Origin of the sequence: Pseudomonas sp. MD195_PC81_125 (assembly GCF_014060985.1) — a bacterium.
Lineage (GTDB): Bacteria > Pseudomonadota > Gammaproteobacteria > Pseudomonadales > Pseudomonadaceae > Aquipseudomonas > Aquipseudomonas parakoreensis.
This window is the reverse complement of the sequence record NZ_JABULD010000126.1, coordinates 1-26,201: the sequence shown is the minus strand read 5'-3', so window position 1 is coordinate 26,201 and position 26,201 is coordinate 1. Positions and strand designations below refer to the sequence as shown.

The following is a 26,201-nucleotide window of genomic DNA, read 5'->3' as shown; positions in this document are numbered from 1 at the left end:
AACAGAAAAGGCCTCGAACATCACGTTCGAGGCCTTTTCTTTTTGCGCTGAAGAATCAGCCGCAGGCTTTCAGGTTCACCGGGCCGACAAATTCATTGCCGTGTCCCATGACGCACGCCACGCTCTGATTACGCTGGCGTTCCCAGTCTTGCACCGGGTACGTCTTGTCCCAGGCTTCGTAAAGCTGCCGATCCTGTTTCGACAGGCGCAAGCCGTACTGCTTGCTCATGTAGAAATAGGTGCGCGCGATCATGCCGCGAATCGACGGGCGAGGCATGACCTTCTTGGCCTTGAAGTCGACTTGAGTCAGGCACGAGCCATACTGACCGGATTGCACCGGCAGCCAGCCGTAGCTGAAGTTGCTGCGATCACCGTTGACTTCGCCAATGCTCGGTACCAGGTTGTGCAGGTCGGCTTCGGCTTTCTGATAACTCGGGTCGTAGCGTGTGCAGTTCTTGCGCCCGCCCGACTGCCAGCATTGACGCTGGTGACCGAATTCCCACGCCGGGACAATGTGCTCCCATTCGATGCGCGAAGCGCGCTTGGCATTTTTGCGTGGCACATAACCGCAAGCCTTCAAGTCCACCTTGTTGCCAGTGTATTTGCATCCGCAGTAAAACTCGGTGGACTGCGGTGCATACAGCTTCCAGGCGGCTTTCTTGGCCTCGGTAAAGGTGCGGGGAGCGCCAGCCTGGGCGCCAAAAGCGATGAACAGCAACAGTAATGCAAAACAGCGGACACTCATTGAATCAATCTTCCTTCGGCACAACCCAAAAAATCTGCACGCCACCATCGTCGCGATAGGCGAGTGTGACGTTGTCGTTCTCGTCGATTTCCTCGAGCAGTTGCTCCCATGCATCCACAGGCTCGTCCGGCAGACGGAAGATCAACGCGGCTTTGGCTTTTTGTGCGGTAGGGGAATTGATGATTTTTTGAACGCGCATACCCATGCGTTCGTAAGCAGCAGGAGCATCAGGGGAGGTGGCCACGAGGTTATCCTTATTAAGCTGTACGTGCATACAGTATTTAACTGTAAGCATTTTCGCAACTGCTTAAAATTCAAGAAAATCCTCTGACAGCGCTTTTGCGATTTTGGTGTAAGCCGGGTCGATTATTTTGTGCGAAAAAGTCGCGCGCAGCGTAGGTGGCTGCACCACCCGCCGCGTGGGCGAGTGGTGAGCAGGTTGCCCGATCCGGAAAGGCTCAGGCGAGGGCCAATCAATATTCCCAGAACATCCGTTGCAGCTCTTTGCTGTCGTTGGTTTTGGTCAGGGCGACCATGGCCAGGATCCGGGCTTTTTGCGGGTTCAGGTCGTGAGCGACGACCCAATCGTATTTGTCGTCAGGTTGTTCGGCGTTACGCAGAACGAAACCGCCGGCGTTGACGTGGGACGAGCGGATGATCTGCACGCCGTCTTTGCGCAAGGCTTGCAGGCTCGGCACTACGCGCGAAGAAACAGAACCATTGCCGGTACCGGCATGGATGATGGCTTTGGCGCCGGCCTGGGCCAGTGCTTTGTAGGCGGTGTCATCAACGTTGCCGTAGGAATAGGCGATTTCTACGTCAGGCAGGCTCTTGATGTTCTTGATGTCGAATTCCGAATCCATGGTGTGGCGCTTGGCTGGCAAGCGGAACCAATAGGATTTGCCTTCGACCACCATGCCCAGCGGCCCCCAGGGGCTTTTGAACGCCTCGGTCTTGATGTTGATCATTTTGCTCACGTCGCGACCGGACTGGATTTCATCATTCATGGTCACCAGCACGCCTTTGCCGTGCGCTTCTTTGCTGCTGGCCACGGCGACGGCGTTGTACAGGTTGAGCATGCCGTCCGCCGACATGGCGGTGCCCGGACGCATCGAGCCGACGACGATGATCGGCTTGTCGGTCTTCTCGACCAGGTTGAGGAAGTAGGCAGTTTCTTCCAGGGTGTCGGTACCGTGGGTGATGACGATGCCATCGACATCTTTGCTGTCGGCCAGTTCGGACACGCGACGACCCAGTTGCAGCAGGTTGTCGTTGGTGATGCTTTCCGAGGCGATCTGCATGACTTGTTCGCCACGCACGTTTGCCAGTTTGCTCAACTCGGGGATGCCGGCAATCAGTTGTTCAATGCCAACCTTGGCCGCCTGGTAGGTGGCGCTGTTGGCTGCGCTGGCGCCGGCACCGGCAATGGTGCCGCCAGTGGCAAGTACCACGACGTTGGCGAGTTTGGTCTGGGTTTCGACTTCTTTTGCCTGAAGGGCGGTTGGCAGGAGCAGGAGGAGGGCCAAAGCGCCCGGTACCAAGGTGTTGAAAGCAGATTTCATTATTTTTCTCTCTAGTAGTGAGACGGTGCTGATGCAGGTTCATCTAGATGCGCCCCGAGCCGATCTGAATGCTCGGGGTCCAGGCTAAGGAGCAGGATCCGTACCAGCGCTACTTTGCTTCAGAGAAATGTTTAACATCATGATTCGCATCAGGATTTTATGGATCGGCCAATGGTTGTGCCGATCACCTGTCCGGGTTTCCGAATATTGGGACCTTTCATGTTCGGCTTACCGAAAAAGGCTACAACTCTTGACGAACGAAGCGGCTTGCCGGTTTCGGCTTTTCTGCTAAAGAAACCCGTCAGCAGGCCGATGGGTGTTAAAGGAAACGATTATTTAGGGAGTTCACATGTCACTGACGATCGGTTTTTCACATCCCGGCGCAGTCACCATCGGCGGTAAAACCGCAGCGACAATCAATGCAATGAACCAGGCGGAAGCAGACGCATCCGAAGAGGCGCTGGGCGTTGAAAAAGAGCAAAGCAACCAGGTCAGAACCGGTGGACCTGCGCAAGAAGCCAGCCAGGCGAGTAGCGCTGACAGCGGCGATAGCCTGAGCATCACCGTCAAAATGTTGCTCAAGCGGATGCAGGAATTGCAGAAGCAACTGCAAGAACAGCAACAACAATTGGCGGCGGCGCAGGCGGCAAGTTATCCGACGCCCGAGGCCAAGTCACAGGCGGTCATGTCCGTTCAGGGCCAGATCGCGCAAACCAGCGGCGCGCTGATGGAAGTCGCGGCGGCACTGGTCAAGGAAATGTCCAAGGATTCAACCAGCGGCAACCTGGTCAGTACCACGGCGTAAGCAGGTAAGGGCGAATCAGCCGATTCGCCCCGCGATAAAACGATGATTTCTGATTGTTGACAAATGTCGGCGGGATTCGCATAGTTCGGTCTACGCAAACGTTTGCGCGGCTTCCCCGGTGCCCTATTGGCCGGAAGAGAGCGCTGAAGCTTACGCCAGCGCGAGCGTTGCTCACAATAATCATAAGATCGGAGTGAACCCATGAAGCTGCCATTCGCTGGACGTCTTCTTGCTGTCGCTATGCTGGCTGCTGCAGCCGCCGCACTACCTGTCTCTTCGGCCTTCGCCGAGTCCCCGGAAAAACCCAAAGTCGCATTGGTCATGAAATCCCTGGCCAACGAATTCTTCCTGACCATGGAAGATGGCGCCAAAGCTTACCAGAAAGAACACTCCGCCGATTTTGACCTGATCTCCAACGGCATCAAGGACGAGACCGATACCGCCGGCCAGACCCGCATCGTCGAGCAGATGATTCTGGCCAAGGTCAACGCGCTGGTCATCGCACCGTCCGATTCCAAGGCCATGGTGCCGGTCATCAAGAAAGCCGTCGATGCCGGCATCACCGTGATCAACATCGACAACCAGCTCGATCCGCAAATCGTCAAAAGCAAAAATATCAGTGTGCCATTCGTAGGGCCGGACAACCGCAAGGGTGCGCGTCTGGTTGGTGAGTACCTGGCCAAGCAACTGAAGGCCGGTGACGAAGTCGGCATCATCGAAGGTGTGTCCACCACCACCAACGCCCAGCAGCGCACCGCCGGCTTCAAGGATGCGATGGACGCGGCGCAGATCAAGGTGGTTTCGTTGCAATCGGGCGACTGGGAAATCGACAAGGGCAACAAGGTTGCTGCTTCGATTCTCAGCGAATACCCGGATGTGAAAGCGCTCTTGGCGGGTAACGACAGCATGGCCGTCGGCGCTGTTTCCGCTGTGCGCGCTGCCGGCAAGGCGGGCAAGGTACAAGTGGTCGGTTACGACAATATCAACGCGATCAAGCCGATGCTCAAGGACGGTCGAGTGCTGGCGACGGCCGATCAGTTCGCTGCCAAGCAGGCCGTGTTCGGTATTGAGACCGCACTGAAAATCCTCAAGGGCGAAAAAGTCGACAGCGGCGCCAATGGCGTGATCGAAACGCCAGTCGAGCTGGTCACCCAGTAAGTCTTTCGGCGACACAACGGCGCTCGTCCGTCCGGACGAGCGCATGGAGAGTTTTTATGTCAGTTTCCGCCCCGAACGCTGTCCTCTCGGTCAGCGGTATCGGTAAGACCTATGCGCAGCCGGTGCTCACGGGCATCGACTTGACGCTGATGCGCGGTGAAGTGCTGGCGCTGACCGGTGAAAATGGTGCCGGTAAAAGCACGCTGTCGAAGATCATTGGTGGTCTGGTCACGCCGACCACAGGCCAGATGCAGTTCCAGGGCAAAGACTACCGCCCTGGCAGCCGTACCCAGGCCGAAGAGCTAGGCGTGCGCATGGTCATGCAAGAACTCAATCTGCTGCCGACCCTGTCGGTGGCGGAAAACCTGTTTCTCGACAACCTGCCGAGCAACGGCGGCTGGATCAGTCGCAAGCAATTGCGCAAGGCCGCCATCGAAGCCATGGCGCAGGTCGGCCTCGATGCGATTGATCCGGACACTCTGGTCGGCGAGTTGGGTATCGGGCATCAGCAGATGGTCGAGATCGCACGCAACCTGATCGGCGATTGTCATGTGCTGATTCTTGATGAGCCGACGGCCATGCTCACTGCCCGTGAAGTGGAAATGCTCTTTGAGCAGATCACCCGTTTACAGGCGCGTGGGGTTGCGATCATCTATATCTCCCACCGCCTGGAAGAGCTGGCCCGAGTTGCGCAACGCATTGCTGTGCTGCGTGACGGCAATCTGGTCTGCGTCGAGCCGATGGCCAACTATAACAGTGAGCAGTTGGTGACCTTGATGGTCGGCCGTGAGCTGGGCGAACACATCGACATGGGCCCGCGCAAGATTGGCGCGCCAGCCCTGACGGTCAGGGGCCTGACCCGCTCCGACAAGGTGCGCGATGTTTCCTTTGAAGTGCGTGCTGGCGAGATTTTCGGGATTTCCGGGCTGATCGGAGCCGGGCGCACTGAGTTGCTAAGGCTGATTTTTGGCGCCGACCTTGCCGACAGCGGCACGATTGCGCTGGGTTCGCCGGCGCAGGAGGTCAGTGTGCGTTCGCCGGTTGATGCAGTGAAGCACGGCATCGCCCTGATCACCGAAGACCGCAAGGGTGAAGGCTTGCTGCTCAGCCAGTCGATCAGCGCCAATATTGCTTTGGGCAACATGCCGGAAATTTCCCGGGCCGGGGTCGTCAATAACAGCAACGAAATTTCTTTGGCGCAGCGTCAGATCAACGCCATGCGCATCCGCAGTTCGAGCCCGACCCAATTGGTTTCCGAGTTGTCTGGCGGTAATCAGCAGAAGGTCGTGATCGGTCGCTGGCTGGAGCGTGATTGCTCGGTGCTGTTGTTCGACGAGCCGACTCGCGGCATTGATGTGGGTGCCAAGTTCGATATCTATGCCTTGCTGGGCGAGTTGACACGTCAGGGCAAAGCGCTGGTGGTGGTATCCAGTGACCTGCGCGAACTGATGCTGATCTGCGACCGGATCGGTGTTCTGTCGGCAGGGCGTCTGATCGATACCTTCGAGCGCGACAGCTGGACCCAGGATGATTTGCTTGCTGCCGCGTTCGCCGGCTACCAAAAACGTGATGCGCAGCTCAATGAAGCGGCGCCTAGGGAACTCCCATGAAAACTGCATCTTCTGCCGGCAAACGTGGTGGCAATTTCTACGGTCTTGGCACCTATCTGGGCCTGGCGGGTGCCTTGTTGGCGATGGTGGCGTTGTTCTCGGTCATGAGCAGCCACTTTCTGTCCTATGACACCTTCAGCACGCTGGCCAACCAGATCCCCGATCTGATGGTGCTGGCGGTGGGCATGACCTTCGTGCTGATCATCGGCGGCATCGACCTGTCGGTCGGTTCGGTGCTGGCACTTGCCGCCTCGACAGTCAGCGTCGCGATTCTCGGCTGGGGCTGGAGCGTGTTGCCGTCCGCTCTGCTCGGTATGGCGGTGGCTGCACTGGCGGGTACGGTGACTGGTTCGATCACTGTAGCGTGGCGTATTCCGTCGTTCATCGTTTCGCTCGGTGTGCTGGAAATGGCCCGTGGCCTGGCGTATCAGATGACCGGTTCGCGCACCGCCTACATCGGTGATTCGTTTGCCTGGCTGTCGAACCCGATCGCCTTTGGTATCTCGCCGTCGTTCATCATTGCCTTGCTGGTGATCTTCATTGCGCAAGCGGTGCTGACCCGCACCGTGTTCGGTCGCTACCTGATCGGCATCGGCACCAACGAAGAAGCGGTGCGTCTGGCCGGGATCAATCCAAAACCGTACAAGATTCTGGTGTTCAGCCTGATGGGGCTGCTCGCCGGCATCGCCGCGCTGTTCCAGATTTCCCGTCTGGAAGCGGCGGATCCGAATGCCGGCTCCGGCCTCGAACTGCAAGTGATCGCTGCGGTGGTCATTGGTGGCACCAGCCTGATGGGGGGGCGTGGTTCGGTGATCAGCACCTTCTTCGGTGTGTTGATCATTTCGGTGCTGGCGGCCGGTCTGGCGCAGATCGGTGCGACGGAGCCAACCAAGCGCATTATCACCGGTGCGGTGATCGTCATTGCGGTGGTACTCGATACCTATCGCAGTCAACGCGCCAGTCGACGGGGCTAAGCCATGGCAACGATCAAGGATGTGGCGGCGCTCGCGGGGATTTCCTACACCACGGTTTCTCACGTGGTGAACAAGACCCGGCCGGTCAGTCAGGAGGTGCGGTTGAAGGTCGAGGCGGCCATCAAAAGCCTCGATTACGTGCCAAGTGCCGTGGCGCGTTCACTGAAAGCCAAGACCACTGCGACCATTGGCTTATTGGTGCCTAACAGCCTCAACCCGTATTTTGCCGAGTTGGCTCGGGGTATCGAGGATTACTGTGAGCGTAACGGCTATTGCGTGATCCTTTGCAACTCTGACGATAACCCGGAAAAACAGCGCAGCTATTTGCGGGTGCTGCTGGAGAAGCGCATTGACGGCCTGATCGTCGCCTCCGCCGGTGGCGACATCGGGCTCGCGCAAGGGCTGGCCGGGGTGAAAACGCCGATGGTCATCGTCGACCGCGGGCTGGATGGCGTGGACGCCGACCTGGTGCGCATCGACCATGAATATGGTGCCTATCTGGCGACGCGTCACCTGCTGGAGCTGGGCCATCGTGACATCGCCACCATCGGCGGTCCGTCGAGCACCAGCGTGGCGCAAATGCGTCAGGCCGGTTTTTGTCGAGCGCTGCAGGAGGCGGGCATCAAGGTGCGGGCCGAGCGCATGCTGGAAAGCGATTTCACCAGCACTGGCGGTTACAACGCGGCGGCGATCCTGCTTGAAAGCAATCCGCCGAGTGCGATCTTCGCCGGTAACGACATGATCGGGATCGGTGTGCTGCGCGCGGCGGCCGAGCGCAATGTCCGCGTACCGAGCGAGCTGTCGGTGATCGGCTTCGACGATATCCAGATGAGTCGCTACGTGTACCCGGCGCTGACCACCGTTGGCCAGTCGATCCTGCAGTTGGGCGAGATGGCTGCCGAAGTGCTGCTGCGAAGGATTGCTACCCCGAGTCTGGTCACCGATCAACGAATCGTGACCCCGAGTATTGTCTTGCGCGAATCGACTGCACCGCTGTCAAGCGTGTTCACCGAGTACCGCTGAAATCGAATTGACGAGTAGTGATGTATGCCAGCAAATGTAGTGGTAATAGGCAGCCTGAACATGGATCTGGTCACCCGGGCGCCACGGCTGCCAAAGGGTGGTGAAACGCTGATCGGTCATTCTTTTGCCACCGTTTCCGGCGGCAAGGGCGCCAATCAGGCAGTCGCTGCTGCGCGCTTGGGTGCGCAGGTGGCGATGGTCGGCTGTGTTGGCAACGATGACTACGGCGTTCAATTGCGCGACGCGTTGCTGGCCGAGCAGATCGATTGTCAGGCGGTGAGCACGGTTGCCGACTCCAGTGGCGTGGCGCTGATTGTGGTCGATGACAACAGTCAGAACGCCATCGTGATCGTCGCTGGCGCCAACGGTGCAATGACCCCGGCGGTGATTGACCGCTTTGATGCAGTTCTGCAGGCGGCCGACGTGATTATCTGCCAGCTGGAGATCCCGGATGCAACGGTGGGGCATGCGCTCAAGCGTGCGCGTGCGCTGGGCAAGACCGTGATTTTAAACCCGGCGCCGGCCAGTCGTCCGCTGCCGGCAGACTGGTATACCACCATCGATTACCTGATTCCCAACGAAAGCGAAGCCGCTGCATTGAGCGGGTTGCCAGTCGATTCGCTGGAGGCCGCAGAAAGCGCTGCCAGTCAGTTGATCGCAATGGGCGCGGGCAAGGTCATCGTTACCCTCGGTGCGCAAGGCTCGCTGTTTGCCAATGGCAAAGATTTCGAGCATTTCCCGGCGCCCAAAGTGCAGGCGGTCGATACCACCGCCGCGGGCGATACCTTTGTTGGTGGTTTTGCCGCAGCGCTCGCCAGTGGCAAATCCGAGGCTGAGGCGATCCGTTACGGGCAAGTCGCTGCAGCGTTATCTGTGACCCGGGCCGGCGCACAGCCTTCCATTCCCACCATGTCCGACGTACAGGCGTTCAAATCCGCATGAAAAAGACTCCTTTGCTCAACGTCGCGTTGTCGCGGCTGATCGCATCCCTGGGCCATGGTGACATGGTGGTGATCGGTGACGCCGGACTGCCGGTTCCTCCTGGTGTTGAACTGATTGATCTGGCGCTGACCCACGGCGTTCCGGATTTTGTCAGTACCCTGAAAGTCGTGCTCAGCGAGATGCAGGTGGAGAGCCATGTGCTGGCCAACGAAATCCTCGACAAGCAGCCGACCGCCCTGGTTGTGCTGGACGAGTTGCAAGAAGAGGGCGCCCTCGGTCGGCGCGATCTGCTGACTCATGAGCAATTCAAGGTCCTTAGCCGACAGGCACGGGCGATTGTTCGTACAGGCGAATGTCAGCCGTACTGCAACATCGTGCTGGTGGCCGGAGTAACGTTCTAATCGGGTTTTCGACCCTTTCATTTTCATCAGCACAAGGAATGCGCCATGCACCGTTACGCTCACAAACTCCACCAATTGCTTCGGAGTCTGCTGCTTTTGTCTTTTATGACCGCCACCAGCGCTCAGGCTGCTGAAAAGATCGACCTGATCATCGACACCGATCCGGGTGCCGACGATGTGGTCGCCTTGCTGTTCGCCCTGGCTTCGCCGGATGAACTGAACATCCGCGCACTGACCACCGTGGCCGGCAACGTGCGCCTCGACAAGACTTCGCGCAACGCGCGCCTGGCTCGCGAGTGGGCAGGGCGCGAGGATGTTCCGGTTTACGCCGGCGCGCCGAAGCCGCTGATGCGTACGCCGATCTACGCCGAGAACATCCATGGCAAGGAAGGCCTGTCGGGTGTCACCGTGCATGAGCCGAAAAAAGGCCTGGCCGAAGGCAATGCGGTCAACTACCTGATCGATACCCTGAAAAAAGCCAAGCCGCACAGCATCACCATCGCCATGCTGGGCCCTCAGACCAACCTGGCGCTGGCGCTGATCCAGGAGCCGGAGATCGTTAACGGTATCAAGGAAGTGGTGATCATGGGCGGCGCGCACTTCAATGGCGGCAACATTACCCCGGTGGCCGAATTCAACTTGTTTGCCGACCCGCAAGCGGCAGAAGTGGTACTCAAGAGTGGTGTAAAACTGACCTATCTGCCGCTGGACGTGACCCACAAGATTCTCACCAGCGACGCCCGCCTGAAGCAGATTGCCGCGCTCAACAACAATGCGAGCAAGATTGTCGGCGACATCCTCAACGAGTACATCAAGGGCGACATGGAGCACTACGGCATCCCTGGCGGTCCGGTGCATGACGCTACCGTCATTGCTTACCTGCTCAAGCCGGAGCTGTTCACCGGTCGCTCGGTGAACGTGGCCATCGACAGCCGCGAGGGGATCACGTTCGGTCAGACCGTGGTCGACTGGTACGATGGTCTGAAACAGCCGAAAAACGCATTTTGGGTCGAGAATGGCGATGCCCAAGGTTTCTTCGATCTGCTGACTGAGCGTCTGAAGCGCTTGAAGTAAGGCCAGGACCCGCAGGTGCAAGTCTGCGGGTTTTTACTCCCTCTCCGTGTCCGCCGTGCTCTTGTCGTCATGCTGGTACCGTTCGAACACTTGAGCGATAAACGTTTGTGCGCCTTGTGTTCCCATCGTCTTGACCAGCAGATCGATGCTGATCAGCGCCAGCTCCTCCGAACTGCCCGGGCTATACGAACTGTGCCCCTTCGGCCAAAGAACCTTGATGTCGGCGGAGATGCTTACGGTGCTCATGAGTGCGCTCGAAAAGTCGGGAATGTCTGAGCGCGAGTTAACCACTTTGTCGGGCGTTTGGCACTGCGACTTAGGCATGGGCGCGACGCTATGCGACACTTGGTCTTTTCCGGTTGAACCAAGGAATGTGCTGTGCAGATCGATTTGAATTCCCCCGACGGCCTCACACTTGACGCTGTGCGCCAGTTGCTCGCGTCGGCCAGCGATGATGTACACACGCAACTGCGCGTGACCAAGGGTGGGATTGCCTATATTTCTTCCGGTGTGACCGGCGGGCAGGATATTGACGGCCTGCTCTTTCGCCTGGAAACCTGGGCCAAGGGTTCGGGGTATGTCGGCAATGTCGCGGCCAGTGATGAAGTCTGGGTGATGCAGATTTTCAATGCGCTTAAAGACAACTGGCCGAATCCGCCGCTCGACTACATCGACGTCTATTGAGCTTCGTTAATATTCGGTGACGATTGTGTGAGGATGCGCTGCACGTTCTTCAGGCAGACTCAGCGTTTTTCCGGATCGTGGGGCAGGGTGGCAGCATTGGTTGTGAAACCAAACGCCAGATTGGCGGTCGCACGATCTCAGCTTAACCATTTGAAAGAAGGAGGCTTCATGCCTTTGAAGTTCGCGTCTCTGGGTGCACTTATGGCCGTTGTCATGTTGGCCGGTTGCAGCACGACCTCCAGCGAGTCGGCAAAGGATCCTGTGGCGACCGATGCCGGTCACAGCCGCTGTGAAGCAAAGGCAGCGGAATTTGCCATCGGTAAAAAGGCTTCGCCGGAACTGCTCGATCAGGCGCGTGCCAAGGCTGGCGCGCAAAACGCCCGTTTCCTCAAGCCAACCGACATGATCACGCTGGAATACCGCTCCGATCGCTTGAATCTGAACACCGACAACAACCTGGTGGTCACCCGCGTCAACTGCGGTTGATCGCAGAGCGCTTTTGTTGCAGGCATAAAAAACCCCGTCACATGGACGGGGTTTTTTTAGCGCGCCGGGAAATTACTCTGGGCGAACTTGTGCAGCTTGCATACCCTTTTGGCCTTTCTCAGCCACGAAAGAGACGGTCTGGCCTTCTTTCAGGCTTTTGAAACCGTCGGATTCGATAGCTTTGAAGTGTACGAACAGGTCGTCACCGCCACCTTGAGGAGTGATGAAGCCGAAGCCTTTTTCATCGTTGAACCATTTAACGGTGCCGGTTTGGCGATTAGACATGGTGTATCTCCAAGAAACATATATTTTCAGTAGTACTGTGCTGCTCAGGCCAACTGGGCACACCCGGGTATCATAGTCGAAATGTTCGCTTTGGTAGCCCCCCGGACGTGCTGTTTGCTTTCATATTGCATCGATTTCAACCTCTGAAATGTCTGCAAGCCCCGGTTTCAGTGGCTTTTGGCCGAAAGAAGAGGGTGTAAAAAAAGCTATAAAACCTGCGTAAATTATCGATTTCGGGGTCTTTTTAGCGATTTTTGGTCTGCCGGACGCCCGAAAAAACATTCGTCAGCGCTTATTTCTGCACGCGGCAAACCGAGATTTCTTTCAGTGCGCGTTGACCCAGTTCACCACTGGGCGGGGTGTTCTTGTCCATCAGCTGCGCGATCTCTTGCGTGGTGAATTTCTTTTCCAGAACATCGGCACCGCAAGCGCAGTGTTTATTGGCTTCGGCTGGATTGACGCTCTTGCTGGCGGCGGCGGTGCAGTCGTTCATGTACTGGGCTTTGACACCGGCAGGCCAGGCCGCGTTGGCGCTCAGCGGCAGTAGCAGGGCCAGCGGGGCCGCGTAAGCAAAAAGTCGGGTAAGGCGCATGTCGGAAACTCCTTGGGTTGATATCGGCGACGATTCTCAGCTTATTTGAGGCAAAGCGTATATCCCAAGTTCACTTTGCGCCGCAAAAATGCATAAATCTTCAGCACTGAAAATCCTTCGACTCGATGACCGCTCATCTGTGTTAGCATGCCGGGCTCATGCGTTCTCAGGCTCCGGATGGCCTTCAGCCCCGAAGCGGTCAGCGTGCGAAACCCTGATTTGAATCCCAGTCACTCTGGTTCGGTTTTCCGGTTGGCCGCAAGGCTCCTGCCGCTGTAAGGCAGGCGTTCGTCATTGAATGGCCTGGATCGGATCTTGTACTGGCTCATCCCAACCCACGTGACCTTTGGTAGGGGTCACCACTAGGAGAGGAGGCGCCATGCCAACTATTACTCTTCCCGACGGCAGTCAACGTTCATTCGATCACCCGGTTTCCGTAGCCGAGGTCGCCGCATCCATTGGTGCCGGTCTGGCCAAGGCCACCGTGGCCGGCAAGGTCAACGGCAAGCTGGTTGACGCCTGCGACATCATCGACAGCGACGCGACGCTGCAAATCATCACGCCAAAGGATGAAGAGGGGCTGGAGATCATTCGCCACTCTTGCGCGCACCTGGTTGGCCATGCGGTCAAGCAACTGTACCCGACTGCGAAAATGGTCATCGGCCCGGTTATCGACGAAGGCTTCTATTACGACATCGCCTTCGAACGTCCTTTTACGCCGGACGACATGGCCGCCATCGAACAGCGCATGCATCAGCTGATCGACAAGGATTACGACGTCATCAAGAAAGTCACTCCGCGCGCCGAAGTGATCGAAGTGTTCAAGGCTCGCGGCGAAGATTACAAGCTGCGTCTGGTCGAGGACATGCCGAACGAGCAGGCCATGGGCCTGTATTACCACGAAGAATACGTCGACATGTGCCGCGGCCCGCACGTGCCGAACACGCGTTTCCTGAAGTCCTTCAAACTGACCAAATTGTCCGGTGCCTACTGGCGCGGTGATGCCAAGAACGAGCAACTACAGCGCGTTTACGGTACTGCCTGGGCAGACAAGAAGCAGCTGGCGGCTTACATCCAGCGCATCGAAGAAGCGGAAAAGCGCGATCACCGCAAGATCGGCAAGCGCCTGGGCCTGTTCCACACCCAGGAAGAAGCGCCGGGCATGGTGTTCTGGCACCCGAACGGCTGGACCCTGTATCAAGTGCTCGAGCAGTACATGCGCAAGGTGCAGCGTGACAATGGCTACCTCGAGATCAAGACCCCGCAAGTGTCGATCGCAGTCTGTGGGAAAAATCCGGGCACTGGGCCAACTACGCCGACAACATGTTCACCACCGAGTCGGAAAGCCGCGACTACGCCATCAAGCCGATGAACTGCCCGTGCCACGTGCAGGTGTTCAATCAGGGTCTGAAGAGCTACCGCGAGCTGCCGATGCGTCTGGCCGAATTTGGTGCGTGCCACCGTAACGAGCCGTCGGGTGCGTTGCACGGCATCATGCGGGTGCGCGCGTTCACTCAGGACGACGCGCACATTTTCTGCACCGAAGAGCAGATGCAGGCTGAATCCGCAGCGTTCATCAAGCTGACCATGGATGTTTATCGCGACTTCGGCTTCACCGACGTCGAGATGAAACTGTCCACTCGTCCGGAAAAACGCGTAGGTTCCGACGAGCTGTGGGATCGCGCCGAAGCGGCACTGGCGGCAGCCCTCGATAGCGCGGGCCTGCCGTATGATCTGCAACCGGGCGAAGGTGCGTTCTACGGTCCGAAGATCGAGTTCTCGCTGAAAGATTGCCTCGGTCGCGTCTGGCAGTGTGGTACCTTGCAGCTCGATTTCAACCTGCCTGTCCGTCTCGGCGCCGAATACGTCTCCGAAGACAACAGCCGCAAGCATCCGGTGATGTTGCACCGCGCGATCCTCGGTTCTTTCGAGCGTTTCGTCGGGATTCTGATCGAGCACTACGAAGGTGCATTCCCTGCGTGGCTCGCGCCAACGCAGGCAGTGATCATGAATATCACTGATAAACAGGCAGATTTCGTCGCTCAGGTTGAAAAAAACTCTCAACGAAAGCGGATTTCGTGCCAAGTCCGACTTGAGAAATGAAAAGATCGGCTTTAAAATCCGCGAGCATACTTTGCTCAAGGTTCCCTATCTTTTGGTTATCGGAGATAAGGAAGTCGAGATGCAGACTGTCGCTGTGCGTACTCGTGAAGGTGCTGACCTGGGCTCGATGCCCGTCGCCCAGTTCGCTGAGTTTCTCGCGCAAGCGGTTTCCCGGCGTGGTCGCCCAGATTCGGAGTAATTATTATTAAGCGTGAAATGAGACAAGATAAACGAGCTGCACCGAAAGCCCCGATCAACGAGAATATCTCGGCACGCGAGGTTCGGTTAATTGGCGCTGATGGCGAGCAGATTGGCATCGTCTCGATTGATGAAGCGCTTCGTATTGCTGAAGAAGCAAAGCTTGATCTGGTAGAAATCTCTGCTGACGCAGTCCCACCGGTTTGCCGGGTGATGGACTACGGCAAATCGATCTTCGAAAAGAAGAAGCAGATTGCAGCAGCGAAGAAAAACCAGAAGCAGATTCAGGTAAAAGAAATCAAGTTTCGTCCAGGGACGGAGGAAGGGGATTACCAGGTAAAACTGCGCAACCTGGTACGTTTCCTGAGTGACGGGGACAGGGCCAAGGTATCCTTGCGATTCCGCGGCCGTGAGATGGCCCACCAGGAGCTGGGGATGGAACTCCTCAAGCGGGTTGAAGCTGACCTGCTCGAGTACGGTTCGGTCGAACAGCATCCTAAGATGGAAGGACGCCAGCTGATCATGGTCATCGCCCCGAAAAAGAAGAAGTAATCAACAGGGCACGGCAGGCCTTCTGATTATGTTTATCAACTGAATGCGGAGTATCCGAACATGCCAAAAATGAAAACCAAAAGTGGTGCTGCTAAGCGGTTTCTGAAAACTGCTAACGGTATCAAGCACAAGCACGCTTTCAAGAGCCACATCCTGACCAAAATGTCGACCAAGCGTAAGCGTCAACTGCGCGGTAGCAGCTTGCTGCATCCGTCTGACGTGGCAAAAGTCGAGCGCATGCTGCGCCTTCGTTAATTTTAGTCAAGAATAGAGGAAGTAACTCATGGCTCGTGTAAAGCGTGGCGTCATTGCCCGTAAGCGTCACAAAAAAATTCTGAAACTTGCTAAAGGCTACTACGGCGCACGCTCCCGCGTATTCCGTGTTGCCAAGCAAGCGGTAATCAAGGCAGGCCAATACGCCTACCGTGACCGTCGTCAGAAAAAACGTCAGTTCCGCGCTCTGTGGATCGCTCGTATCAACGCTGGTGCTCGTGTTAACGGTCTGTCCTACAGCCGTTTCATTGCTGGCCTGAAAAAAGCGTCCATCGAGATCGACCGTAAGGTTCTGGCTGATCTGGCAGTGAACGAAAAAGCGGCGTTTGCTGCGATTGTCGAGAAAGCTAAAGCCACCTTGGCTTAAGTACCCCCGACAGTCACCCGGCCTCACCTCTGTGGGGTCAGGTGTTAAACGTCATAAATAGGGGAAGAGCCTTCAAGCTCTTCCCCTATTTTGTATCTGGAGTCTGTACATGGAAAACCTGGATGCGCTGGTCTCTCAAGCACTAGAGGCTGTGCAAAGCGCTGAAGATATCAATGCCCTGGAGCAAATCCGGGTTCAATACCTTGGCAAAAAGGGTGAATTGACTCAGGTGATGAAGACCCTGGGGAATTTGCCGGCAGAAGAGCGTCCGCAAGTCGGCGCCCTGATCAACGTTGCCAAGGAGCGTGTTACAGGCGTTCTCAATGCGCGCATGGCCCTGTTTGAAGAAGCTGAACTGGCTGCCAAACTGTCTGCCGAATCCATTGACGTGACGTTGCCGGGCCGTGGCCAGACCTCCGGTGGTCTGCATCCGGTGACCCGGACTCTGGAACGAGTCGAGCAGTTCTTCACCCGCATCGGCTACGGCATCGCCGAAGGCCCTGAGGTCGAAGACGACTATCACAACTTCGAAGCGCTCAACATCCCAGGCCACCACCCGGCCCGGTCGATGCATGACACTTTCTATTTCAATGCGAACATGTTGCTGCGCACCCATACCTCGCCGGTACAGGTCCGCACCATGGAGTCCAAGCAGCCGCCGATCCGCATCGTCTGCCCAGGTCGTGTGTATCGCAGCGACTCCGATATCACCCACTCGCCGATGTTCCACCAGGTCGAAGGCCTGCTGGTCGATCGCGATATCAATTTCGCCGATCTCAAAGGCACCATCGAAGAATTCCTGCGGGTGTTCTTCGAGAAAGAGCTGGCCGTACGTTTCCGTCCTTCTTACTTCCCGTTCACCGAGCCATCCGCTGAAGTCGACATGGAATGCGTGATGTGCAGCGGTAAAGGCTGCCGCGTCTGCAAGCAGACCGGCTGGCTGGAAGTCATGGGCTGCGGCATGGTCCACCCGAACGTGCTGCGCATGTCTGGCATCGATCCGGAAGAGTTCTCCGGTTTTGCTTTCGGTATGGGCGTCGAGCGTCTGGCCATGCTCCGTTACGGCGTGAACGACTTGCGTCTGTTCTTCGACAACGACTTGCGGTTCCTCGCGCAATTTCGCTAGTCGTAACGAATTCTTAGGAGAGCAGGATGAAATTCAGTGAACAATGGCTGCGTGGCTGGGTTAGCCCGCAGGTAAGTCGCGACGAGCTGGTTGCTCGTCTGTCGATGGCGGGTCTGGAGGTCGATAGCGTGACCCCGGCCGCCGGTGTATTCAGCGGCGTGGTCGTGGGCGAGGTGCTGAGCACCGAGCAACACCCTGACGCCGACAAGCTGCGTGTGTGCCAGGTCAGCAATGGCGCGGAGACCTTCCAGGTCGTGTGCGGTGCGCCAAACGTGCGTCCGGGCCTGAAGATTCCGTTCGCCATGATCGGCGCCGAACTGCCGGGCGACTTCAAGATCAAGAAGGCCAAGCTGCGCGGCGTCGAGTCCAACGGCATGTTGTGCTCGCAAGCCGAGCTGCAGATTGGTGAAGGCAACGACGGTCTGATGGAACTGCCGGCCGATGCGCCGGTGGGCGAAGATTTCCGTGTGTATCTGGATCTGGAAGACGCCAGCATCGAGGTCGACCTGACCCCGAACCGTGGCGACTGCTTGTCGCTGGCCGGTCTGGCCCGTGAAGTGGGTGCGCTGTACGCCGCTCCGGTTACCCGTCCGGTGGTCATGGCGATTCCGGCAGTGCACGACGAAGTGCGTCCGGTAGACGTGCTGGCGCCTGCCGCTTGCCCGCGTTACCTGGGGCGTGTCATCCGTAACGTTGACCTGTCCAGGCCGACCCCGCTATGGATGGTTGAGCGACTGCGCCGCGCCGAAGTGCGCAGTATCGACGCTGCCGTCGACATCACCAACTACGTGATGCTCGAGCTGGGTCAGCCGCTGCACGCGTTCGATCTCGCCGAAATCAATGGCGGCATCCGCGTGCGTATGGCGGAAGAGGGCGAGAAGCTGGTGCTGCTCGACGGTCAGGAAGTCAGCCTGCGCAGCGATACGCTGGTGATCGCCGACCATACTCGCGCTCTGGCGATTGCCGGCGTGATGGGTGGTGAGCACAGCGGTGTGTCCGCGACCACGCGCGACGTGTTCCTGGAAAGTGCGTTCTTTGACCAGATCGCTGTGGCGGGCAAGGCCCGTTCCTACGGCCTGCACACCGATGCTTCGCACCGATACGAGCGTGGCGTGGACTGGCAACTGGCCCGTGAAGCCATGGAGCGCGCCACTGGCCTGCTGCTGGAAATCACCGGTGGTGAAGCCGGCCCGATCATCGAGACCGTCAGCGAGCAACACCTGCCGTCGATCGCGCCGATCACCCTGCGTGCACAGCGCATCACCCAGATGCTGGGGATGGACATGGATTCGGCGCAGGTTGAGCGTCTGCTCAGCGCTTTGGGTCTGAAGATTTCCGCTGACGGAGCAGGTCAGTGGCGCGTAGAAGTGCCAAGCCACCGTTTCGATATCAGCCTGGAAGTCGATCTGATCGAAGAGCTGGCGCGTCTTTACGGCTACAACCGTCTGCCGGTTCGTTACCCGCAAGCGCGTCTGGCGCCACAAGCCAAAGCTGAAGCACGCAGCGAGCTGCCTGAGTTGCGTCGTCTGCTGGTTGCCCGTGGTTATCAGGAAGCGATCACTTACAGCTTCATCGATCCCAAGCAGTTCGAACTGTTCAATCCGGGCGTTGAGCCGCTGCTGCTGGCCAACCCGATTTCCAATGACATGGCTGCCATGCGCTCGTCGCTGTGGCCGGGCCTGGTCAAGGCGTTGCAGCACAACCTGAACCGTCAGCAGGATCGCGTGCGTCTGTTCGAAAGCGGTCTGCGCTTCGTCGGTCAGCTGGAAGGTCTGAAGCAAGAGCCGATGCTCTCGGGTGTTGTTTGCGGCAGCCGTCTGCCGGAAGGTTGGGCACAGGGTCGCGACAGCATCGATTTCTTCGATGTGAAAGCTGACGTTGAAGCGGTGCTGGGTTACGCCGGTGCGTTGGAGGCCTTCACTTTCACTCCGGGCAAACATCCGGCGCTGCACCCGGGTCAAACCGCGCGCATTGAACGTGATGGGCGTGAAGTCGGCTTCATCGGTGCGATTCACCCTGAACTGTCCAAAGCCTTGGGTCTGGATCGTCCGGTATTCGTCTTCGAGCTGGTTTTGGCTGAAGTCGCTTCCGGAAAAATGCCGCAATTCCACGAGTTGTCGCGTTTTCCTGAAGTGCGTCGTGACCTTGCACTGATCGCGCACAAAGACGTCGCGGCCTCGGCTGTACTGGACGTAATCCGTGAAAATGCAGGCGAATGGCTCACGGATCTCAGGCTGTTTGACGTGTATCAGGGTAAAGGCATTGATCCTGATAGAAAAAGCCTTGCAGTTGGCTTGACCTGGCAGCATCCATCGCGCACTCTTAATGACGATGAGGTGAATTCGACGACGCAAAATATCCTCACCTCGCTCGAACAAAGGTTGAACGCCACGTTAAGGAAGTGACGTATGGGGGCTTTGACGAAAGCTGAGATGGCGGAACGTCTGTATGAAGAGCTGGGCCTGAACAAGCGGGAAGCCAAGGAATTGGTCGAACTGTTTTTCGAGGAAATCAGGCACGCTCTTGAAGACAACGAGCAGGTCAAATTGTCCGGTTTCGGCAATTTCGACCTTCGGGACAAACGCCAGCGGCCTGGCCGCAACCCGAAAACGGGGGAAGAAATCCCGATCACGGCTCGCCGTGTGGTCACCTTTCGTCCAGGGCAGAAGTTGAAGGCCCGAGTTGAGGCTTATGCTGGAACCAAGTCATAACGACGAGCTACCCGTCATCCCGGGCAAACGCTACTTCACCATTGGTGAAGTCAGCGAGCTGTGTGCGGTAAAACCACACGTGCTGCGCTACTGGGAGCAGGAGTTTCCTCAGCTCAACCCCGTCAAACGCCGCGGAAACCGCCGGTATTATCAGCGCCAGGACGTGCTGATGATCCGGCAGATCCGCGCGCTCCTTTACGATCAGGGTTTCACCATCGGCGGCGCGCGCCTGCGTTTGTCCGGCGATGAAGCCAAAGACGACACCACCCAATACAAGCAAATGATCCGCCAGATGATTGCTGAGCTTGAAGATGTACTGGTGGTGCTCAAAAAATAAAAAGCTGCGTTTGAATACTTCCAGTTTTCAAAAGCTTGCGCTATATTCTTGAGCGCTCTTCGAGATGAAGGGCAGGTTCCAAACCAGTCGGGGCGTAGCGCAGTCCGGTAGCGCACTAGCATGGGGTGCTAGGGGTCGAGTGTTCGAATCACTCCGTCCCGACCATTATTCCTGAGTAAAATCAGACACTTGAGCCGATCAAATGGATCGGCTTTTTTGTGCCTGCGTAAAACCCGCGCAAAACTTGCGCAAAACTACCCGGTGATTTCGCTGATATTCAGGTCTGGAATTGCCTCCGACCAGACAATTTCGGCGTGGTCTTTCTGGTAGTTTTTGGTCATGGTTTCGCTGGCGTGGCCGGCGATCTTCTGACCGTCCTTCCCGGCTTTCTGGTACAGGTGCAGCGACAGCGCCCGCACTTCATGAAAGCCTGGCATTTCCTCTTCCTTCCATCCTTTGTAACAACCCGCCGCTTCTCGGGCCTCTTTGAAGGCTCGCGTCAAATATCGTTCTTCGACCTGAGTCCAGTGATCCTTCGTCTGCGCCTGCTTCTGCTTTTTGCGGTCTGGCCGACGGTGGATTAGGTAAGGCGAGACGATGTCATCACGGCACCGGCTGATCACGGCTTGGAGTTCTTCGGTCACTTTGAACCGGATCCATGCTGCATCACTGGCTTTGGCCGTCTTCTGCTGCACCACATACAGAAATCCCTCCCGAACACCGTCGAAACGCATGTTGAGGATGTCGGTGCGCCGCTGCGCGGTGATCAACGCCAAATCTATCGCGTTCTGCAGCCAGAACGGCGACTTCTCCCGAATGGCTTTCAGGCCTTCGACGGTGTGCCGCTTGCGTTGCTTCTTCTCAATGCGGTTGATGGTGCTGGCCGCCGGATTGTCCGGACAGAGGCCTTTGGCCGCTGCGTGGTTGAAGATGTCGATCAGCAGGGCCCGGCACTGGTTGGCAGTGCGCGGCGTGAGGGCGTCCAACATTTCCGCGATCATGCGGATCGTGATCTGGTCGACTGCCTTGCCTTCAAACTGTTTTCGGAAGCGGCGAAAGTGCACGGCGTACAGGCCCAAGGTGCCTTTAGCCAGTTCGCGCGGCGGAAGCACTTCACGCTCATAGGTGTCCAGGAAGCCGGCGAACGATTCGGTTGGGCTGCTCATTACGGCGCCGACCAGGTCAGCGCCGCGCATGAACTCCAGATTCAACTGCTTGGCGGCATCGATCGCTTTGATTCGGTCAGTGCCGAACTGGAACCACTTCCCGTCAGTAGGTCGCCGGTAGCGATAGCTCGAACGCCGCGAATCGAAGTACAGGTTCTGCGGAAGGTTCTTGTTCGCCTTGTTGCGCGGCCGTGGAACCATCATGCAGCTCCTTTCAACACCATCGCGACCAGGTCGTTGCCTTCCGACTTGCTGAACGCTGTCCAATCGACATACCAGAGTTTTCCAATCTGCTCACCGGGCACCTGACCGTTACGGATGTAGTTGCGGATTGCTTGGGGGCAGGGTGGCGTGCCGTTAGGGCCCCAGCGTCGACGTTGAAACTCGCTTATCTTGATCAATTCTCGATTCATTGATTACCTCGGAAGCATCCGCGACGGATCGGCTGACATCATGATTGATTAGGTGGTTGCCAACTGGGTGCGGCGGAGAGGGAAGGCCTCTCCCTCCCACGGCCCTGGCTTTCCGCGTATCACGCCATACCGTTTGTAACGCTGAGGTCTTTTGCTGGAGAACAGCAACTCACAAGCCTCGAAGAGGGCTTTTTCCCCCTTGAGGGCGATCAGCTCTTGCCCTGCAATTGACCCCACTTGAACCCATCCCGACTTGTCGCGACCATAGTTCTCAGTCTTTAACAGTCGGTAACGATTTCGGTGCCCAGTACTGGGAGAGGAGGTTTCAGTGTTCAGGTAGAAGTGGACTCCATCTCGATGAGTGCGCAGGATTGTTTTAGCCATTCTGCTGCTCCGATTTGGATACTGATCGAAGATTCAGTAGCTTGAGGCCGCATGCTTTGGCTAGCTTCTGAAGCTTCCTTACGGTCGTCTGCTCCCGCTTCATCGCCATGCCCAGGTCGATCGGGCGTTGGCCGAACTCCGCGAATTTGTTTGCATTGGTCACGGTTTGTCCTCTCATTTGTGGATGTCTACGAGGCAATTTCTCCAGACGAGCAAGGTTCTGCCGCGTTCGTTGGCGTTCACGATAGGGGAGAAGTGCTCTAGGTTCGCCGTAAGGCAAAGGAAATGCAGGCAAATAATTAGCAAATGCTAAATTGAATATCAATGCAAATTGCTAAATGCTATCTCTAATTTGCTTTTTCTTGCTCGCGTTGAGCCAGCTGAGACTCGTAGTGGCGATTTAATGGTGCTAGTGTGAACAAAGTAACTGAGCGTTTGTGTTGGCTCGGATTGAGCCGAATAAAAATAATAATGGAACAGCGCAATGAGAAGGATAACGGCTAAAGAACGCCTCAGGTTCGAGAGGGTTCGTCGGAATCGCGAATCTCAGCATCGAAGGCATTTGCCGAGTTCCCGGCCCAAGCGACGGGGTAAGGGGGCCATCACAAAGCCCCTTCCTTTAATCGCTCCCGCAGAAATTACGCTGACGGACGTAAGCGGCCATCATCAACTGGTGGGTCTGATCAAAGCCATGCGAAAAAAATGTTTCTCAGGGCGTCCGCGTGCTCCTCGATTTCAAGAATACGAAAAAAGTTCATAGCTGCGGAACACTTCTGTTGGTCGCCGAAATTGACCGAATTGTCAGGTCTGTAGGGGTGGCCTTCGTCAGCTCCACATACCCAAACGATGAAAAAGTCGAAAAAGTTTTTCAGCAGATCGGGCTCCTTAAGCTCCTCGGTAAGGATCATCGTTTACAGGTCACTGAAGACGATAGAGATGTTTTCCACTGGAGATATGCCAGCGGAGTCGATGTGTCGGCTATCCAAGCGGATCCCATCCTCAAGGGAATAAAAACCCAAATTCCAAAGAGTTACAGGAAGGTCGTAGTCGGAGTGGAGGAGGCGATGGACAACTCAGTCCACCATGCTTACATCACTCATCGAGGGGATCGACTGAGTGGCCGGTGGGAGGAGGCAGATGCTAGGAGATGGTGGCTCTTCGCAGAAGTGCTTGACGATTGGCTTCATGTCAATTTTTGTGATTTAGGTATTGGTATTCCTCGCAGCCTCCCGGCAAGCTGGGCAGAAGAAGCTAAAGACATTGTCACTTTGGCACTGTCTAGGGCAAAAAAAGATGTTCGAATGATCCGTAGAGCTTTTGAGGTAGGTAGGACAAGGACTGAATTGGAACATCGTGGAAAAGGCTTGAAAAATATAGCAATTGCAGCAAAGGAACTTGGCGGGGTGCTTACGATCCACAGCAATGCCGGATGCGTTCGGAGAGACTATAGAAAAAACGGTCTTGTGGAACGTTCCCTTTCGTACAAGCGTTCTATAATGGGCACCGTTATCCAGTGGTCTATTCCACTCAAAATAGGTATGGAGAAATGAGCGTGGGCTCCATCAATGTGACAAAGCAGTTCAGCGAATACCCCGCTGGGCGTTACCGCAGGGACGGAAATTTTTCGGGCGAGGTATTTCGAGACGATTGGCTTGCCCCGTATCTGGATCGCCACGACGTCGTTGAGATCGATCTTGATGGCGCAATGGGATATGGATCATCGTTCTTAGAGGAAGCTTTTGGCGGCCTTGTGCGTAAGCATAAGATGAAGCCTGCATGCTACGGCAAAAGCTAAAAATTAAATCGGATGATGAGCCATCCTTGGTGAACGAGATTTGGATCTATATTGACGATGCCAACTCCTGAAACCGGTGCCGTGGAAATCGGTGATTGGCCTACATGGGGTGCGTTCGCATTGGCAGGTATCAGCCTCATTTGGCAATTCGTGAACGAATGGCGTGGCTCTAGGAAGGAAAAGAGAAATTATCGTCTAGCTAGAATTGAAGCTCTCGAAGTGAACATTGCGGAAATTCGATCTCTAGCGATGGCCTATTGGCTTCAACCTGAGAGCTCAAGCTCCCGGGATGGTCTTATGTTGGTGTTTCACGTGAAGGAACTCTCTGTATCCGCCTCTCGTTACAAAAGCTTCCTTTGGCACGGGATCGAGACGGATGTCATGAGGCTTAAGGTTCAGACAACTGGTGCGAATTTTCAGCAGGCAGACCGCCCCCAGTTGAGCGCAGATGATCCATTTGTGAAGCAGTTCATGACGACTTCTTCTGATTTGGGGAGACGTCTTAGGGATTGTAAAGACGAAATCGAAAGAAAATGAGCCCGGCCATTGCGTCGGGCTCATTGTTTCTGAACTCCTATGCTCCGCCCTCTAGCTCCTCTAGCTCCTCTAGCTCCTCTAGCTCCTCTAGCCCCTCTGTCGCCTGGGTGAACTTCACCCCCCGCATTTCGCACGAGCTGACGCCACTCTTCAGGAGAAATCAATTCATCCTGTTCCATCGTGTCCGCCATTTTCAGCAGTTCGTCATACTGTTCCTCGGCGGTCATTCGGATTTCTGTTTCCTCCAGCAACAAGCGCTAGGCGGCTAGGGCTTGTTTTCTCTCTTCTTCTTTCATGGCGATTCACCTAAGGGAGTGTGAATCGATAGAGCCCATCGGAAGCTGCAGGGTTCAGTTGTCCTGACTGACGCTCGCCTCAACTCTGTCTCGCTTCTCATGGCAAGGAGGGCAAGGCGGCTAAGATATCTCCCAGCGTCGCTTTGTCCCGGTCAAAGTAGGCGCCTCCGGCGTTTGTTACTGGGAACTGTTGGTCGCCGATCTCGACGACGTCCACCAGCGCAAAGAGTGAGATCAGTTCAGGTCCTTTCGCGTTGCGGATTTCTCGAGCTGTACCGTCATCCCACTCGGCGGTCGATGCTTCAGCTTCTTCTCGTGAACTGAAGAGTTCGAGGATTTCCGTCGACCAGAACTTGCTGTGATCGCGATATTGGATTTTGTCTGGTGATTCAGCAGTTGCAAGAAAGAAGGCGTGCCTTATTGCGAGTGCATGAAGATCTGGATGGTTCGGTCCACGGCGAATGATCCAGGCGCCGTTGGGGCCCTTGGCGCTGATGTGTGGGATCAGCGCGAATTGCTCGATGGTCGGCTCATCGTCAAATGGGTAGTACGGTAGGGAGGGCCTACCGAGATGCAAGACTGTAGCCCCGCATCTCAATCTTCCTCGGTGGCTCTCTGAAGCGTCCCAATTTCCGAAAGGGGAGTACCTGGCCATCAACCGGATGATCGCCGGCACAAGCGCTTGGGATTTTTTGCCCATCATAGGCGCGACCCTAATGAGCTTGCGGTCTCGCTCGCGTACTGTGGCGCTCGGGACCGGCTCAAGATCTTCCCGCGCGATCTCTACAAAGTCCCACGCGATGATGCCGTCCCTCTCTTGGGCCACTAGCTGTTGTAGCCGCTCGGGCGCCATGTAGAGTTGTTCCGCCCGCAAGGGAATCAAGTCCGTCTCCCTCTCGGCGCGGCCGGCGCTTGGGTCCGGGGTTATTGAATTGATCGGCGCTCTCCAATCACACCCAGGACTGTTCCAGATTTGAACGGCGTTCTCAAACACTACACCGGCGGTGCTGCTCTCCGGAGTTCCAAAGTAGTAGCGAGCGTATTGAGGCGTGCCGAAGAACGTCTTGGTCATAGAGGAAGGAGAGGGATGGGTCCCATCAACGACCTTGTACTCGAGGACTAGGTCCAAGTCGCCACACATCAGTGCGCCGCGGGCGTAGGAGCCCACTACCCACAAAGAGGTGATCTCAATCAGGGAGGCCGCCGGCCTCTTGAGGAAGTTTTTGTAGGCGATCGTACGGATGGATGCCTCGTCTAGCCTCCGGCATATCCGCTCCAGCTTCTTCGTGAACGACTCGCGGGGATAGCGCTTTTCGAGTGCGGCCATGCTCTTGTCTTTTCACGTAGGGTGACGAGGTCAACCGTATCACTACACGCGACCAAATCACCATTAGCAGACGATACAGTCGTTTCGTATCCCGGATTATGCAGCTAAAGTGAGACGGCATCTGGCCATCATGGACGGCACTGGGGCAGAGCATGATCGTTTTCTTGAGCTCCTCAGCCAGTACCGTACCCAACAATTAAACAGGGATTTGTCATGAAAAGAATTATGGGTGTTTTGTTAGCTGTCCTCCTAAGTTCTAGCGCTGGCGCGGAGAC

30 protein-coding genes, 1 tRNA gene and 1 pseudogene are annotated in these 26,201 nt (G+C 56.6%); 22 read left to right on the top strand and 10 right to left on the bottom strand.

Annotated elements, in window-relative coordinates; all coding sequences use genetic code 11:
- Positions 1-55: 55 nt before the first annotated feature.
- The 3 genes from HT737_RS05535 to HT737_RS05525 all read right to left on the bottom strand — a co-directional run bounded on the left by HT737_RS05535 (position 56) and on the right by HT737_RS05525 (position 2,307).
- Positions 56-745: an endonuclease gene (locus tag HT737_RS05535; RefSeq protein ID WP_041066103.1), complete on the bottom strand. Its 690-nt coding sequence runs from the start codon at positions 743-745 to the stop codon at positions 56-58.
- 4 nt (positions 746-749) lie between these two features.
- Positions 750-1,040: a DUF1654 domain-containing protein gene (locus HT737_RS05530; protein ID WP_182401781.1), complete on the bottom strand. Its 291-nt coding sequence runs from the start codon at positions 1,038-1,040 to the stop codon at positions 750-752.
- 178 nt (positions 1,041-1,218) lie between these two features.
- Positions 1,219-2,307, bottom strand: coding sequence for an asparaginase (locus HT737_RS05525; RefSeq protein WP_027611548.1), 1,089 nt, complete (start codon positions 2,305-2,307; stop codon positions 1,219-1,221).
- A gap of 349 nt (positions 2,308-2,656) precedes the next feature.
- On the opposite strand from HT737_RS05525, the gene HT737_RS05520 reads away from it, so the two are divergent.
- From HT737_RS05520 to HT737_RS05485, 8 genes are all read left to right on the top strand, one after another.
- A complete protein-coding gene (locus HT737_RS05520; protein ID WP_121186252.1) occupies positions 2,657-3,112 on the top strand; it encodes a hypothetical protein in 456 nt (151 codons plus the stop codon).
- Positions 3,113-3,313: 201 nt separating this feature from the next.
- A complete protein-coding gene (locus tag HT737_RS05515) occupies positions 3,314-4,270 on the top strand; it encodes a sugar ABC transporter substrate-binding protein (protein ID WP_041066111.1) in 957 nt (318 codons plus the stop codon).
- A 56-nt stretch (positions 4,271-4,326) separates the two neighbouring features.
- A complete protein-coding gene (locus HT737_RS05510; RefSeq protein ID WP_047293277.1) occupies positions 4,327-5,880 on the top strand; it encodes a sugar ABC transporter ATP-binding protein in 1,554 nt (517 codons plus the stop codon).
- Positions 5,877-6,854, top strand: coding sequence for an ABC transporter permease (locus tag HT737_RS05505; protein WP_041066117.1), 978 nt, complete (start codon positions 5,877-5,879; stop codon positions 6,852-6,854). The genes HT737_RS05510 and HT737_RS05505 overlap by 4 nt, the downstream gene beginning before the upstream one ends.
- A 3-nt stretch (positions 6,855-6,857) precedes the next feature.
- Positions 6,858-7,877, top strand: a complete 1,020-nt coding sequence (locus tag HT737_RS05500) for a LacI family DNA-binding transcriptional regulator (RefSeq protein WP_121186246.1) — start codon at positions 6,858-6,860, stop codon at positions 7,875-7,877.
- A 24-nt stretch (positions 7,878-7,901) separates the two neighbouring features.
- Positions 7,902-8,819 carry a ribokinase gene (gene rbsK / locus HT737_RS05495; RefSeq protein ID WP_182401779.1) on the top strand — a complete coding sequence of 306 codons (918 nt, stop codon included), beginning with the start codon at positions 7,902-7,904 and terminating at the stop codon, positions 8,817-8,819.
- Positions 8,816-9,220 carry a D-ribose pyranase gene (gene rbsD, locus HT737_RS05490; RefSeq protein ID WP_041066125.1) on the top strand — a complete coding sequence of 135 codons (405 nt, stop codon included), beginning with the start codon at positions 8,816-8,818 and terminating at the stop codon, positions 9,218-9,220. Before rbsK ends, rbsD begins: the two co-directional genes overlap by 4 nt.
- A 45-nt stretch (positions 9,221-9,265) precedes the next feature.
- Positions 9,266-10,294 (top strand): nucleoside hydrolase, encoded by a 1,029-nt coding sequence (locus HT737_RS05485; protein ID WP_047293285.1) that lies wholly within the window; start codon positions 9,266-9,268, stop codon positions 10,292-10,294.
- A 33-nt stretch (positions 10,295-10,327) separates the two neighbouring features.
- Here the strand turns inward: HT737_RS05485 and HT737_RS05480 are convergent, their stop codons facing one another.
- On the bottom strand, positions 10,328-10,540 hold the full coding sequence (locus tag HT737_RS05480) for a hypothetical protein (protein WP_182401777.1): 213 nt from the start codon (positions 10,538-10,540) through the stop codon (positions 10,328-10,330).
- A gap of 132 nt (positions 10,541-10,672) precedes the next feature.
- Here HT737_RS05480 and HT737_RS05475 point away from each other — a divergent pair, with 132 nt between their 5' ends.
- Complete coding sequence (locus HT737_RS05475) at positions 10,673-10,978, top strand: hypothetical protein (RefSeq protein ID WP_041066130.1); 306 nt, start codon at positions 10,673-10,675, stop codon at positions 10,976-10,978.
- Between the two features lie 168 nt (positions 10,979-11,146).
- Positions 11,147-11,464: an I78 family peptidase inhibitor gene (locus HT737_RS05470; protein ID WP_047293287.1), complete on the top strand. Its 318-nt coding sequence runs from the start codon at positions 11,147-11,149 to the stop codon at positions 11,462-11,464.
- A gap of 72 nt (positions 11,465-11,536) precedes the next feature.
- On the opposite strand, the gene HT737_RS05465 is transcribed toward HT737_RS05470, so the two are convergent.
- Both HT737_RS05465 and HT737_RS05460 read right to left on the bottom strand, forming a co-directional pair.
- Positions 11,537-11,749, bottom strand: a complete 213-nt coding sequence (locus tag HT737_RS05465; protein WP_003179963.1) for a cold-shock protein — start codon at positions 11,747-11,749, stop codon at positions 11,537-11,539.
- Positions 11,750-12,041: 292 nt separating this feature from the next.
- A complete protein-coding gene (locus HT737_RS05460) occupies positions 12,042-12,341 on the bottom strand; it encodes a hypothetical protein (RefSeq protein WP_047293289.1) in 300 nt (99 codons plus the stop codon).
- A gap of 379 nt (positions 12,342-12,720) precedes the next feature.
- Here HT737_RS05460 and thrS point away from each other — a divergent pair.
- The 9 genes and pseudogenes from thrS to HT737_RS05415 all read left to right on the top strand — a co-directional run bounded on the left by thrS (position 12,721) and on the right by HT737_RS05415 (position 20,173).
- Positions 12,721-14,643: pseudogene (thrS, locus tag HT737_RS05455) on the top strand (threonine--tRNA ligase).
- Entirely contained in the window at positions 14,643-15,194 is a 552-nt protein-coding gene (gene infC / locus HT737_RS05450) for a translation initiation factor IF-3 (RefSeq protein ID WP_170929410.1), read from the top strand. The pseudogene thrS and the gene infC overlap by 1 nt, the downstream one beginning before the upstream one ends.
- 60 nt (positions 15,195-15,254) lie before the next feature.
- Entirely contained in the window at positions 15,255-15,449 is a 195-nt protein-coding gene (rpmI, locus tag HT737_RS05445; RefSeq protein ID WP_002553160.1) for a 50S ribosomal protein L35, read from the top strand.
- Between the two features lie 28 nt (positions 15,450-15,477).
- The gene (rplT, locus tag HT737_RS05440) at positions 15,478-15,834 is read left to right on the top strand and encodes a 50S ribosomal protein L20 (protein ID WP_002553161.1); all 357 of its coding nucleotides are present in this window, start codon (positions 15,478-15,480) and stop codon (positions 15,832-15,834) included.
- 109 nt (positions 15,835-15,943) lie between these two features.
- A complete protein-coding gene (gene pheS / locus HT737_RS05435) occupies positions 15,944-16,960 on the top strand; it encodes a phenylalanine--tRNA ligase subunit alpha (RefSeq protein ID WP_003226365.1) in 1,017 nt (338 codons plus the stop codon).
- Between the two features lie 26 nt (positions 16,961-16,986).
- Positions 16,987-19,365, top strand: a complete 2,379-nt coding sequence (gene pheT / locus HT737_RS05430) for a phenylalanine--tRNA ligase subunit beta (RefSeq protein WP_182401775.1) — start codon at positions 16,987-16,989, stop codon at positions 19,363-19,365.
- Between the two features lie 3 nt (positions 19,366-19,368).
- The gene (gene ihfA / locus HT737_RS05425) at positions 19,369-19,671 is read left to right on the top strand and encodes an integration host factor subunit alpha (RefSeq protein WP_002553164.1); all 303 of its coding nucleotides are present in this window, start codon (positions 19,369-19,371) and stop codon (positions 19,669-19,671) included.
- The gene (locus HT737_RS05420; RefSeq protein ID WP_003179985.1) at positions 19,652-20,008 is read left to right on the top strand and encodes a MerR family transcriptional regulator; all 357 of its coding nucleotides are present in this window, start codon (positions 19,652-19,654) and stop codon (positions 20,006-20,008) included. The genes ihfA and HT737_RS05420 overlap by 20 nt, the downstream gene beginning before the upstream one ends.
- Before the next feature lie 88 nt (positions 20,009-20,096).
- Positions 20,097-20,173 (top strand) — tRNA-Pro (locus HT737_RS05415).
- 89 nt (positions 20,174-20,262) lie between these two features.
- On the opposite strand, the gene HT737_RS05410 is transcribed toward HT737_RS05415, so the two are convergent.
- The 3 genes from HT737_RS05410 to HT737_RS05400 all read right to left on the bottom strand — a co-directional run bounded on the left by HT737_RS05410 (position 20,263) and on the right by HT737_RS05400 (position 22,134).
- Positions 20,263-21,375 (bottom strand): tyrosine-type recombinase/integrase, encoded by a 1,113-nt coding sequence (locus tag HT737_RS05410; protein ID WP_182401791.1) that lies wholly within the window; start codon positions 21,373-21,375, stop codon positions 20,263-20,265.
- Positions 21,375-21,587 carry a hypothetical protein gene (locus HT737_RS05405; protein ID WP_182401773.1) on the bottom strand — a complete coding sequence of 71 codons (213 nt, stop codon included), beginning with the start codon at positions 21,585-21,587 and terminating at the stop codon, positions 21,375-21,377. The genes HT737_RS05410 and HT737_RS05405 overlap by 1 nt, the downstream gene beginning before the upstream one ends.
- Before the next feature lie 376 nt (positions 21,588-21,963).
- Positions 21,964-22,134, bottom strand: coding sequence for a hypothetical protein (locus HT737_RS05400; protein ID WP_182401771.1), 171 nt, complete (start codon positions 22,132-22,134; stop codon positions 21,964-21,966).
- A 559-nt stretch (positions 22,135-22,693) separates the two neighbouring features.
- Here HT737_RS05400 and HT737_RS05395 point away from each other — a divergent pair.
- Genes HT737_RS05395 through HT737_RS05385 form a run of 3 tightly spaced genes read left to right on the top strand, consistent with a single transcriptional unit; the run spans position 22,694 to position 24,303 of the window.
- Positions 22,694-23,521 carry an ATP-binding protein gene (locus HT737_RS05395; protein ID WP_182401769.1) on the top strand — a complete coding sequence of 276 codons (828 nt, stop codon included), beginning with the start codon at positions 22,694-22,696 and terminating at the stop codon, positions 23,519-23,521.
- A gap of 2 nt (positions 23,522-23,523) precedes the next feature.
- Positions 23,524-23,766, top strand: a complete 243-nt coding sequence (locus HT737_RS05390) for an STAS-like domain-containing protein (protein WP_220459315.1) — start codon at positions 23,524-23,526, stop codon at positions 23,764-23,766.
- A 51-nt stretch (positions 23,767-23,817) separates the two neighbouring features.
- Positions 23,818-24,303, top strand: a complete 486-nt coding sequence (locus HT737_RS05385; protein WP_182401766.1) for a hypothetical protein — start codon at positions 23,818-23,820, stop codon at positions 24,301-24,303.
- A gap of 393 nt (positions 24,304-24,696) precedes the next feature.
- Here HT737_RS05385 and HT737_RS05380 read toward each other — a convergent pair whose 3' ends face one another.
- The gene (locus HT737_RS05380) at positions 24,697-25,926 is read right to left on the bottom strand and encodes a hypothetical protein (RefSeq protein ID WP_182401764.1); all 1,230 of its coding nucleotides are present in this window, start codon (positions 25,924-25,926) and stop codon (positions 24,697-24,699) included.
- Between the last annotated feature and the right edge of the window lie 275 nt (positions 25,927-26,201).